Genomic DNA, 12,258 nt, shown 5'->3' on the forward strand with positions numbered 1-12,258 from the left:
CTTTATGAAAAAAATAGTCTCAACGCTTTTAATCCTTACCTCAAACCTGGCATTTGCGGAAACCATACCGGCTCAACTTCAAGAAAAAATGGATAACCAGCGAATGCAGGAAAACCCTACATTAGAAAAGCCTGAACCTCAAGCCAAACCACAAGCGGTTAATGCACAGGCTCACCGGCAATCGATCTCTATTTCAAGCCAACAGCTGCTTCAACAGCCTGAGTTGCTCAACTCGGCAATGCTAACTGCGTTGGTCACTAACCACACTGAGAATGTTCAATTCTTACTGCCTATTTATCAACAATTACCCGCCAGTGAACAAAACAGCGAAGTTGTACAATGGGCGGAGGCAGTTAATGCCAAAGCAAAACAAAATTATTCAGAGGCAATAAAAGGCTACCGTCAGCTACTGGCAAAATACCCTGAAAATCAGCCAATCCGTATGCAATTAGCGGTTGCATTGTTTGAAAATCGGGAAAATGAAGCCGCAGAGGCTCAATTTTATAAGTTACAAGCGGGCAAATTACCGCAAGAAATTGCAAATGCGGTCAATAGCTATTTGGAGGCGATTGGCAAGCAAGATCAATGGAGTTTTCAAGGCGGCTTAACCTATTTGAATGACCCGAATATCAACAATGCTCCAAATGCAGGCACGACCTATGGCAACTGGACTGCACCGAAAAAAGAATCCGCCCAAGGGGTCGGCTTTCACTTTGAGGCGGATAAAAAGTGGTCTTGGGGCAATGGTTTCTTCCACGAGTTTCGTTTAAACGGAAACGGCAAATATTACTGGAATAACAAAAAATATAACGAATATTCGCTCAGAGAAAGCCTCGGCTTGGGTTATCAAAATGCAAAACAAAAAATCACCTTGTTGCCGTTTTTTGAGCAGATGTGGTATGCCGGTGGCTCAAGCCAAACCGAAAGCACCAAACGCTACTCCAACGCAGGCGGTGTGAATGCCCGCTGGCAATATTGGATTACTCCACAGTGGCAATCTGCAATCAGCTACGAATATGCGGAACAGCGTTACACTCGCCGCCAACATTTAGACGGCAATTATCATTTTATTGCCCCGAGCCTCTATTTTTACCCTAACAGCCGGCAATATTGGTTTGTGGGGGCGAATTTTAACCGCACCAGCCCCCGTGATTTAGATGATAGCTTTATTCGCCGAGGTGTTTCTATTGGTTGGGGACAAGAGTGGAAAAACGGGCTTTCAACCCAATTAAGTGCCAGCTACGCCCGCAAACAATACCGAGCCCCAATGCCGATTTTCCAAATTACACAACGTAACAGTGAATATGGTGTGCAAGCCAGCATCTGGCACAGAGCCTTGCATTTTAAGGGTATTACCCCTCGCTTAACGTGGCAATATAACAAGGTAAAAAGCAATCATAGCTTCTATAGTTATGACAAAAACCGTGTCTATATTGAGTTTTCACATACGTTCTAAACAAAAACGCCCCTTAAACGGGGCGATTTCTTAGTTATTTTTTCAATTTACCCCAACAATTTTTTCAAGCGATACAACTCGTCCAAAGCCTGTCTTGGGGTAAGTTCATCAGGCTGAAGGGCTTTCAGGGCTTTTTCAACTTCATTTTCTACTACAAGCGGTTGAATTGCTTCATTTTTTTGCAAATCAAAACCATCGGAAAACAACAAATCCGCCTGTGGATGTTCGTTTGCTTGTTTGGTTTGGTGGGAAATTTCCTCCAAATGTGCCAAACGCTGCTTTGCCAGTTGAATCACTTGCTTTGGCACACCCGCCAAGGCTGCCACCGCCAAGCCGTAACTTTTGCTGGCGGCCCCCTCTTGCACCGAGTGCATAAACACAATACTGTCTTGATGTTCACGCGCGTCTAAATGCACATTTGCCACCCCTTTGAGCTGATTCGGCAAGCCGGTAAGTTCAAAATAGTGGGTTGCAAACAAAGTGAGTGACTGGGTTTTCTTCGCCAGCCATTCGGCACACGCCCACGCTAGCGATAAACCGTCATAGGTTGAAGTGCCTCGCCCGATTTCATCAATCAACACCAAGCTGTTTTCCGTAGCTTGGTGCAGAATATTTGCCATTTCGGTCATTTCCACCATAAAGGTTGAGCGACCAGAGGCTAAATCATCGCTTGCCCCAATACGGGTGAAAATGCGGTCAATCGGGCCGATTTCCGCACTTTCTGCCGGCACAAAACTGCCGATATAAGCCATCAGCGTAATCAGGGCAATTTGTCGCATATAGGTGCTTTTACCGCCCATATTCGGGCCGGTTACAATCAATAAATGCCGTTGGGCATTTAAAAACACCGGATTGGCAATAAACGGTTCGGTTAAAACCTGCTCCACCACCGGGTGTCTGCCGCCTTTGATATTCACCATTCGCATCGGGCTAAAGCTCGGGCAAACATAGCCTAAACTATCAGCTCGCTCGGCAAGGTTGGTTAAGACATCAAGTTCAGACAGCATCATCGCCGCTAATTGCAATTCGCCTAAGCGAGGCATTAACACATCAAACAGTTCATCATAAAGCTGTTTTTCAAGGGCAAGCGATGCCCCTTTTGCTTTCAGCACTTTGTCTTCGTAAGTTTTCAGCTCAGGGATAATATACCGCTCCGCATTTTTGAGCGTTTGGCGGCGAACATAGTGAATCGGGGCTTTGTGTGCTTGCCCTTGGCTGATCTGAATGTAATAGCCGTGAACCGCATTAAAGCCGATTTTCAGCGAATCAATGCCGGTGCTTTCACGTTCTCTGATCTCCAAATTTTCCAGATATTGCGTTGCCCCGTCCGAAAGTTGCCGCCATTCGTCAAGCTCGGCATTATAACCTTCTGCAATCACCCCACCATCACGAATGAGTTGTGGTGGGTTTTCGATAATCGCCCGCTCCAGCAAATCGTGTAACGGGCTGAAATCCGCCAGTTGAGCCAAAAGCTGATCGATACTAGCGGTCAGATTTTGTGAATTTTTTGCAATTTCCGGTAACTGAGCCAATGCAGTGCGTAGTCGGGTGAGGTCACGAGGGCGAGCCGTACGCAACGCCACTCGGGCGAGAATCCGCTCCATATCGCCGACTTGTTGTAATAACGGCTGTAAATCCGACATTCGCTCATATTGTATCAATGCTGTTATCGCCTTTTGTCGGGCTTGTAATTTACCACAATCTCGAATCGGCTGATGAATCCAACGCTTGAGCAGACGGCTCCCCATTGGGGTCACACATTTATCTAACACCGCCGCCAGCGTGTTTTCCGTGCCACCCGCTAAGTTTTGGGTCAGCTCTAAATTGCGACGAGTAGCTGCATCGAGCAAAATAGTATCGCTATGTTGTGCCAAATGAATTGCGTTAATGTGCGGTAAAGCGGTGCGTTGCGTTTCTTGGGCATAATGCAAGACACAGCCGGCAGCACAAAGTGCCACCACCGCTTTTTCCACCCCAAATCCGGCAAGTGTTTGCGTGCCGAATTGGCGATTTAGCAGCTGAATCGCCGTTACCAGCTCAAATTCCCACACCGGACGGCGGCGTAACCCTTTGTAATTCGTTAAAATTGAGGCAGCGGAAAAATCTTCCGCATACAGAATTTCTGCCGGTTGTACACGTTGTAACTCGGCGGATAGAGCCTCTTTGCTAGCAAGTTCACTGATTAAAAACCGCCCGGAGGTCATATCTAGCGTAGCAATCGCAAATGTGCCTTTTTCTTCGTAAACTGCCGCCACCAAGTTATCTTGGCGTTCGGGTAACAATGCCTCATCGCTAACTGTTCCCGGCGTAACAATCCGTACCACTTTGCGTTCTACCGGCCCTTTTGAGGTTGCTGGGTCGCCAATCTGTTCACAAATTGCTACCGATTCCCCCAACGCCACCAATTTCGCCAAATACCCCTCCACTGCGTGATAAGGCACACCCGCCATCGGAATCGGCTCACCGGCAGATTGCCCTCGCTTGGTGAGCGAAATATCCAACAATGCTGCCGCTCGTTTCGCATCATCATAAAACAGCTCATAAAAATCCCCCATTCGGTAAAACAATAGTATGTCCGGATTTTGAGCTTTGAGTTGCAAATATTGTTGCATCATTGGCGTATGGGTGGAGAAATCTTGTGTCATCAGTCTATTTATTGTGAGAAATCATTGCTGATAGTTTAACAGATTCAGCCAAGGGATAAAAACAAGCGGTCATTTTTCGCAGAAAATTTGCAATGGTCAGCCGCTGTTTTTTTGTTACAATGCACCAAATTTTTAAAACAGAGGTCAGAATGTTAAGAAAAATAGTGCTACTTTCTACAGGCTTATTATTGGCGGCTTGTAGCAGCAATGAACCGCAACAACCGGAAGCATTCCCGGGCGAATTTGCCAATGCCGATTATGTGCTTTCGGAAGAAAATGCTCAAAAATGGGTAATTGCCAGCGAACAGGCAAAACAGTGTATCTACCCCAATTTAACCCGTATTCAGCAAGAGCATTTTTCCAAAGAAGATTCTTATATTTTCTCACAATATGTATTTTTCTATCCGCTTGAAGAGATTATCGGGGAGCAGTATGTAAAAATCATTCAAAATGATGAAAAATCAATGGGTTACGCTCAATATTTATTCAAAAAACTGAAAAATAACGAAGCGGTTGAAGCGTTACCGAAAAAACAATGTGCGACCTTACGCACCAATGCAAAAAATGATTTGGCAGTGGTAAAAGGGCAGTATCAAAGCGGTATGATCGAAGAAACCAATAGCCAAGAAGGGAAATCAGGCGATAAAGTTGCCACCAATGATAATAAATTCTTCTTCGATATTATCAAATGGGGCAGTATGTTACTTCTCTAGTGAGCCTCAATACTCGGTTGTTTTAACCACAACCGAGCCATTTATACCTACCGATTGAACTTTTATCTAAAGCCTCAGTCTTAAAATACAGTTTTTTTCAATTATTTTCCCTCTTTTATATTTAAGGATTTTCAATAAAAGCATTAAAAACATTATTAGCATTGGGCGTGGCAATGGCTGTTTCAGCTACTTCATTTGCACAAACCACTCAACCTACTGCGGCTGAACAAATGAACGCAGTTAAAGCCTCTGTTGCCGAAAAAGCAACTGTGGCTAAAGAAGCAACAAAAGAGAAAGCAGCGGAGTTAAAAGCCGGTTCTGCGGAAAAAATGGCGACAGCAAAAGCCAAAACCGAATCATTTAAAGATTCCGCTAAAAACAAAATGGACGCAGTAAAAGCCACCACAGCAGAAAAAACGGACGTGATTAAAGCGAAAGCCGCATCTGCAAGCGACACAATGAAAGTGAAAGCTCAGGAAGCAAAAGCCGCCACCGCAGAGAAAGCTGCAACTGCTCATGAAACCTTAAATTCAGCCAAAACCGCAACCGCTGAAAAAGCGGCCCCAATGAAAGCAGCTGCAACAGAAAAAATGTCAGCAGTGAAAAAATCACAAAAAGTGAATATCAACACTGCCAACGAAGAGCAATTACAATCGCTTACCGGCATTGGTGAAGCAAAAGCCAAAGCGATTGTAGAATACCGCAAAAAACACGGTAAAATCAAAAATGCAGCAGAACTGGCGAACATTCCCGGCATTGGCGATGCAACCATTGAGAAAGTTGCTCCATATTTAACTTTCTAATGTTCTGCAAGCGGTTATTTTGTTGCAAAATTTTGCAGAAAAATAACCGCTTGTTCATTTCACACCTTGTATTCTTAAATTTCACCCCCATTAAGTGAATCGTATTTCTTTCAATACAGTATTCAATAAACTCAAAAGGAACAGAAAATGGCATTAGATTTCAATTCAGTTGGATTAGATTCAGTAGAAGCAAAAGGCGGTTACGGCATCGGTTTACAAATTGGTCAGCAACTTTTAGGCAGCGGAATGGACGTAAACGCAGAAGCCGTTGCCCGTGGTATTTATGATGTGTTAAACAACAATGAGCCGGCAATCGACATCAATGAAGTGACCGCTGCATTACAAGAATTAGGTCAGCGTGCGGAAGCGGCTCAAGCAGAAGCATTCAAAGCGATTGATGCCGAAAACAAAGCGTTCTTGGAAGAGAATAAAAAAGCAAACGGTGTAATCGTTACCGACAGCGGTTTACAATATGAAATTTTAACCGAAGGCACAGGCGAAAAACCGACTGCGACTTCAACCGTGCGTGTTCACTACACCGGTTCATTAATTGACGGCACCGTGTTTGACAGCTCGGTAAAACGCGGTCAGCCGGCAGAATTCCCGGTAAACGGAGTAATTCGTGGTTGGACAGAAGCATTGCAATTAATGCCGGTTGGCTCAAAATGGCGTTTAACCATTCCACAAGAATTAGCCTACGGCGAACGTGGTGCAGGAGCATCAATTCCACCATTTGCGACCTTAGTGTTTGAAGTGGAATTGCTTGATATTCTCTAATCAAACTCAAATAAAAAACCTGTGAAGGCATTTCACAGGTTTTTGCTATTTAAGATAACTATATTATGCAGAAAAAATCACTCATATCTCGCTTACTTAAAAATATTTTCCTCTACGGCAGCCTGTTTATCATTATTAGCCTGGTGGTTGATTGGTATCGCTCGCCCTCCGCTCCGGCACAATTTGAGCAAACCGTGCATTATGATATTCAACACCAGCCGAAAGTAATCGCCCAATTAAGCCACGAGAAGCCGATGCTACTCTATTTTTGGGGAAGTTGGTGCCACTATTGCCAAGTGGTTTCGCCGAATATCCAACAATTAGCGAATGACGGCACGGAAGTTTTAGGTGTTGCCCTGAAATCCGGCGATGAAAATGACGTACAAGCCTATCTCAATGAAAATGGCTACACTTTCGCTACTTTGAATGACCCAAGCGGTGATTTCTCTCGAGGTTGGAACATTCAAGCCACCCCAACCATCTTGATTATCAAAGACGGTAAAATCGCCCACCACACCACCGGCTACACTAGCTATTTGAGCTTAAAATTCAGACTATGGCTGGCAGACGTGTTGTATTAAACGATTCCTTTCATTTGCAAAAAAATCCACTAAATCCGACCGCTTGTTTACACCAAAAAGACAAGCGGTACTAAATTCATTGTCATCATTGTGGTGATCGATAAAATCAGCCTCGATGAGCCAAAAATAAAGCCTCGGTTTTTGCCGTTGTCGAATTTCACCAGTAAATTTGCCATTGCTGTGAGGGCGTACACTTCCACCACCGTAAAAATCACGGTGTAAATATAGGCAGCGGTCAGAGTTGCGACTTTTACCGCAATAAACCAAGGGGCAATAATCGCCACCGCTAATAACGGCGAAATCCAAATTAATTGCTGTTTGGTGAGGTTGATTTTACGAGAAAAAGTCGATTGCAAACTGACGGTTAAAACACCGTTGATGAATAACGCAATCGGCGAATGCTCCGGTGCGTGCAGGACATTGTCGAATAAATACGGAAAAATAATAAAATAGGACGATGCCACACTCAGTGGCACAAATAGCATTAAGTGAGCGAACAAAAACTCTTTGTTGATGATTTCCTTAATTTGTGCGAAACGAAATTTCACGCCGCCATTCACGCCTTCCACCGAATAAAACGGCTTGACCATAAACGCAAACAAGCCGGCTTCCAAAATAAAGCAGATCCAAATCAGCGTTTCAATCATCTCAAACCTAATAAACGGAATAATAATCAGCGGGGCGAGCATTGAAGACATACTGGTGACTTTTAGATATTTGCCTTGTAAACGGGTTTTAGCAGCATATTCATCGCCGGCAATCGCCAGTAAACAGGCTCTGGCATTAGTGCCGAATAAGCAACTCCCCAACCCAAAGCAAGTGGTTGCCAACAATAAAATGAGGTAATTATCCGCTGCTAAAAACAGCATATAGGCAACCACATCTAATAAACAGCCCAATAACATCATTTTTGCCAAGCCGTAGCGATCCCCCCAAATGCCGGCTAAAATTGCCAATGCCTGATTACAAAACAACAGCAATGAAAGGAAAAAAGCGATTTGGGCGTTATCTAGCTTAAATAAAAGAAAAACACGCTTTGCATTGAAAAAAAGGCGGTGGTGGAAATAAAACGGCGTAGGAGTAATAGTTTTTCTAAAGACATTCAGAATGGTTGAATTGGTTAAATAAAGAGCGGTTATTCTACCTTTTAAGTCAACCCCAATCAATCGGCTTTTGTTTTACCTTTGGCGTGGGTTTCGGTATGATAAGCGATATGTAGTGGCGGGTCCTGTGCCCGCCTAAATACCAATGATAACTTGCGGGCGAGCACAGGACTCGCCCCTACGATAAACAAGAAAATGAAAGACACCATTGTTGCTCAAGCAACACCGATTGGCAGAGGCGGTGTGGGGATTCTGCGAGTTTCCGGTCCGCTTGCCGAAACCGTTGCTCAAGCCGTATTAGGCAAAACATTGCCACCCCGTATCGCAAATTATTTGCCGTTTAAAGACGAAGATGGCACTGTGTTGGATCAAGGCATCGCCTTATTTTTTAAAGCTCCCAACTCCTTTACCGGCGAAGATGTGCTTGAACTTCAAGGACACGGTGGGCAGGTTATTTTAGATTTACTGCTCAAACGCATTTTACAAGTTAAGGGGCTACGCATTGCCCGAGCAGGTGAATTTTCCGAACAGGCATTTTTAAACGATAAGCTCGACCTTGCCCAAGCTGAAGCGATTGCGGATTTAATCGACGCCACCAGCGAGCAAGCCGCTCGTTCAGCCCTGAAATCACTACAGGGCGAATTTTCTAATAAAATCAATGCGTTAGTTGATTCAGTAATTTATTTACGCACTTATGTGGAAGCGGCGATTGACTTCCCCGATGAGGAAATTGACTTTCTGGCAGACGGTAAAATCGAGGCAAAATTAAATGAGATTATCGCTCAATTAGACGGTGTTCGCCGTGAAGCGAAACAAGGCTCGATTCTGCGTGAAGGAATGAAAGTAGTGATCGCCGGTCGCCCGAATGCAGGGAAATCAAGCTTGCTTAACGCCTTAGCCGGACGAGAGGCGGCGATTGTAACCAATATTGCTGGCACAACCCGTGATGTGTTGCGTGAACATATTCACATTGACGGAATGCCGTTGCATATTATCGACACCGCCGGTCTCCGTGATGCCAGTGATGAGGTGGAACGTATCGGCATTCAGCGTGCTTGGGAAGAAATCGCCCAAGCCGACCACGTTTTATTAATGATTGACAGCACCGAGCAACAAGCCGATCAGTTCCGACAAGAGTGGGCGGAATTTCTAGCCAAACTGCCGGCAAATATGCCTGTGACCGTAATTCGCAACAAAGTCGATTTATCCGGCGAGCAGGAAGGCTTAATTCAGGTGGACGATTTCACGATGATTCGCCTCTCTGCCCAAACCAAAGTCGGCGTTGATTTATTGCGTGAACACTTGAAGAAATCAATGGGCTACCAAAGTTCTACGGAAGGCGGATTCTTGGCTCGCCGCCGTCATCTGCAAGCATTGGAAACCGCTGCCGAGCATTTAGAGCGAGGGCATATCCAGCTTACTCAATTCTTAGCCGGCGAATTGTTAGCGGAAGAGTTGCGTATGGTGCAAAATGCCTTAAGTGAAATTACCGGCCAGTTCACCTCTGATGACTTATTAGGCAACATTTTCAGCTCATTTTGCATCGGTAAATAAATGACACTTTTTAACCGCTTTCAAACCCAGTGTGCAACGCATTTGCCGAACCAAACCGCCTTTTTAATCGGCTTAAGCGGTGGGGTGGATTCGGTGGTACTACTCCACCTTTTTGCCCGCACCTCATTTCACGTTAGGGCAATTTATGTCCACCACGGGCTAAGCCCAAATGCGGACGACTGGGCAGCCTTTTGCGAACAATATTGCAAGCGGTTAAATATTCCCTTTATTTTACAAAAGGTCAGAGTGGATAGCTCAAACGGCGTTGAAAACGGGGCGAGAGAAGCTCGTTACCAAGCCATTCAACAACAGCTTAAGCCCAATGAAGTGTTCGCCACCGCCCACCATTTAGATGACCAAGCCGAAACTTTTTTGCTCGCCCTCAAGCGAGGCAGTGGAGTCAAAGGATTATCGGCGATGCAAGCGGTCACTTTTTTGCAAAATTTTACCGTTTTTCGACCGCTACTCACTTTTACTAAGTCAGATTTGATGGGTTATGCCGTTCAACATCAGCTAGGTTGGATTGAGGACGAAAGCAATGCCGATAACCGTTACGACCGTAATTTCCTTCGCAATAGCATCTTGCCACTACTCAATCAACGTTGGCAGCACTTCAGCCAAATGGTTGCCCGTTCCGCTCAGCATTGTGCAGAACAGCAAGCCTTGATAGAAGAGCTATTAAGCGATGAACTCAAGTCAAGAACAGGGGAAAAACAACAACTCAACATTAACGGCTTTGGGCAATTTTCACTTGCCAAGCAACAGCAACTTAGCCGCCTTTGGCTGGAACAAAACGGAGTGAGAATGCCAAGCCAAGCCCAGCTACAAGCGGTCATTTCTGAACTGATTTTTGCAAAAGCCGATAAAAACCCACAGGTTAAAGTCGGCGAAAATATTATCAGACGCTATCAACAAGCTATTTACGTTACCGAAGAGATCGCCGACATTCCGCCATTTGAGGTAGTACTTCCCACAGAAACCAAAGTGGAATTACTCTATCAGCTCGGTACTATTATTCGCCAACAACAAGAGATCATTTGCAAAAAAAACGGGAAAAATCACCGCTTGCAACTGCCCCAAGAGCTGGCTCAATCAACTATTTCTATTAAAATCGGGCAACTAGGCAAAGTAAAATGCTACGGCAAGGCTCAACGGGAAGAAATGAAAAAGATTTGGCAAAATCACGGCATACCTGTTTGGGAACGCAACCGTACACCGCTGATTTTTTGGCAAGACGAATTAGTTGGCCTATTACCTATCCTCTAGGGTGAAATTGCTGATGAAGCGATTTCAAACGGGCTTTTGCCACTTGAGTGTAAATCTGGGTGGTCGATAAATCACTATGCCCCAGCAACATCTGTACCACTCGCAAATCAGCCCCATGATTGACCAAATGGGTCGCAAAGGCGTGGCGAAGCACGTGAGGCGAGAGTTTATCTGCATCAATACCTGCAAGCACGGCATAGTGCTTAATCCGATGCCAAAACGTCTGCCTTGTCATCTGCTGCCCTCGCCGGCTCGGAAATACAACATCAGACTGCTGATTATTCAGCAAAATAGGGCGACCGTACTGGAAAAACTCCTGTATCCAATAATTCGCCTCCTCGCCCAATGGCACTAACCGCTCTTTATCCCCTTTACCGATAATTCTCACCCCCCCTTGTTTGAGGCTGATATTATCCATCGAAAGCGACACCAGCTCCGTTACCCGCAGACCGGTGGCATACAGCAGCTCCAGCATTGCTTTATCCCGTAACTCTATCGGATCTAACGTATTCGGGGCATCTAGCAAATCCATTACCTGATCTTCACTTAAGGATTTGGGTAAAGAAGCACCCCGTTTAGGGGAAGAAAGGGTTAAAGTCGGGTCATCTTGGCGATAATGCTCAAGGCATAAAAAACGGAAAAATTTCCTTAAACAACTCAACATTCTGGCAGAGCTTGTCGCCTTATAGCCTTGCTCCAAACGCTCGCCGAGAAAACCTTGTAAGTCGATATGATCGAGAGACAGAAATGCTTTAGGTTCAGAAAAATAATCGGAAAAACGCTCTAAGTCAGAACGATAAGAGGCAACGGTATTTTCAGACAAACCGTGTTCTTGCCATAGTGTATCGAGAAATTGTTCAATAATAGGGTCAAGCTCAGCCATACAAGCGGGTATATTTTCAGGAAATTTTGCAAATTTTAACAGAATTAAATCTATAAAAATACAAAAGCGATAGAAAAGAAAAAACCGATTAGCTTATGCTAATCGGTTTAAATTATTGGCGGAACGGACGGGACTCGAACCCGCGACCCCCTGCGTGACAGGCAGGTATTCTAACCAGCTGAACTACCGCTCCTAAATTAATAGATTGATAATGCCCTACTCTCACATGGCGAATCACCACACTACCATCGGCGTTACTGCGTTTTACTTCTGAGTTCGGAATGGAGTCAGGTAGAGCCACAGCACTCTGGTTATCAATCAAATTCTTTCATTTAGTCAGTTTACTAAAATATAGTTTATACTTTCTAATAAACTCACTAAATAAATTAAAACCCGACGATGCTCTACTCTCACATGGCGAATCACCACACTACCATCGACGTTACTGCGTTTTACTTCTGAGTTCGGTATGGGGTC

General features: G+C 44.8%; 9 protein-coding genes, 1 tRNA gene, 2 rRNA genes and 1 pseudogene. 7 read left to right on the top strand and 6 right to left on the bottom strand.

Annotated features, from left to right (window positions below; genetic code table 11):
- Positions 1 to 4 precede the first annotated feature (4 nt).
- Positions 5 to 1,456: a surface lipoprotein assembly modifier gene (locus EDC41_RS08490; protein ID WP_115262470.1), complete on the top strand. Its 1,452-nt coding sequence runs from the start codon at positions 5 to 7 to the stop codon at positions 1,454 to 1,456.
- A gap of 47 nt (positions 1,457 to 1,503) precedes the next feature.
- Here the strand turns inward: EDC41_RS08490 and mutS are convergent, their stop codons facing one another.
- A complete protein-coding gene (gene mutS / locus EDC41_RS08495; protein ID WP_006251122.1) occupies positions 1,504 to 4,101 on the bottom strand; it encodes a DNA mismatch repair protein MutS in 2,598 nt (865 codons plus the stop codon).
- Positions 4,102 to 4,250: 149 nt separating this feature from the next.
- Here mutS and EDC41_RS08500 point away from each other — a divergent pair, with 149 nt between their 5' ends.
- From EDC41_RS08500 to EDC41_RS08515, 4 genes are all read left to right on the top strand, one after another.
- Positions 4,251 to 4,814, top strand: coding sequence for a DUF5358 domain-containing protein (locus EDC41_RS08500; RefSeq protein WP_006248248.1), 564 nt, complete (start codon positions 4,251 to 4,253; stop codon positions 4,812 to 4,814).
- 173 nt (positions 4,815 to 4,987) lie between these two features.
- Positions 4,988 to 5,617: a ComEA family DNA-binding protein gene (locus EDC41_RS08505; RefSeq protein WP_080651061.1), complete on the top strand. Its 630-nt coding sequence runs from the start codon at positions 4,988 to 4,990 to the stop codon at positions 5,615 to 5,617.
- A 147-nt stretch (positions 5,618 to 5,764) separates the two neighbouring features.
- Positions 5,765 to 6,394 carry a BamJ family beta-barrel-assembly machinery protein gene (gene bamJ / locus EDC41_RS08510; RefSeq protein ID WP_006251119.1) on the top strand — a complete coding sequence of 210 codons (630 nt, stop codon included), beginning with the start codon at positions 5,765 to 5,767 and terminating at the stop codon, positions 6,392 to 6,394.
- Between the two features lie 65 nt (positions 6,395 to 6,459).
- Positions 6,460 to 6,975, top strand: a complete 516-nt coding sequence (locus tag EDC41_RS08515) for a protein disulfide oxidoreductase (protein WP_006248251.1) — start codon at positions 6,460 to 6,462, stop codon at positions 6,973 to 6,975.
- Between the two features lie 47 nt (positions 6,976 to 7,022).
- Here EDC41_RS08515 and EDC41_RS08520 read toward each other — a convergent pair.
- Positions 7,023 to 8,077 (bottom strand): annotated as a pseudogene (locus EDC41_RS08520) (MFS transporter).
- A 196-nt stretch (positions 8,078 to 8,273) separates the two neighbouring features.
- On the opposite strand from EDC41_RS08520, the gene mnmE reads away from it, so the two are divergent.
- Entirely contained in the window at positions 8,274 to 9,632 is a 1,359-nt protein-coding gene (gene mnmE / locus EDC41_RS08525; RefSeq protein WP_006248255.1) for a tRNA uridine-5-carboxymethylaminomethyl(34) synthesis GTPase MnmE, read from the top strand.
- Positions 9,633 to 10,898: a tRNA lysidine(34) synthetase TilS gene (gene tilS / locus EDC41_RS08530; protein ID WP_020830977.1), complete on the top strand. Its 1,266-nt coding sequence runs from the start codon at positions 9,633 to 9,635 to the stop codon at positions 10,896 to 10,898.
- Here the strand turns inward: tilS and xerD are convergent.
- The 4 genes from xerD to rrf (EDC41_RS14130) form a co-directional block, all read right to left on the bottom strand.
- Positions 10,888 to 11,781 carry a site-specific tyrosine recombinase XerD gene (gene xerD, locus EDC41_RS08535; protein WP_020830978.1) on the bottom strand — a complete coding sequence of 298 codons (894 nt, stop codon included), beginning with the start codon at positions 11,779 to 11,781 and terminating at the stop codon, positions 10,888 to 10,890. The genes tilS and xerD overlap by 11 nt on opposite strands.
- 116 nt (positions 11,782 to 11,897) lie before the next feature.
- A tRNA-Asp gene (locus tag EDC41_RS08540) sits at positions 11,898 to 11,974 on the bottom strand.
- A gap of 10 nt (positions 11,975 to 11,984) precedes the next feature.
- Positions 11,985 to 12,100: ribosomal RNA gene (rrf, locus tag EDC41_RS08545) — 5S ribosomal RNA — on the bottom strand.
- Between the two features lie 72 nt (positions 12,101 to 12,172).
- A 5S ribosomal RNA gene (rrf, locus tag EDC41_RS14130) occupies positions 12,173 to 12,258 on the bottom strand; the annotation flags it as partial.

This window comes from Mannheimia haemolytica (assembly GCF_004342115.1).
GTDB classification, from domain to species: domain Bacteria; phylum Pseudomonadota; class Gammaproteobacteria; order Enterobacterales; family Pasteurellaceae; genus Mannheimia; species Mannheimia haemolytica.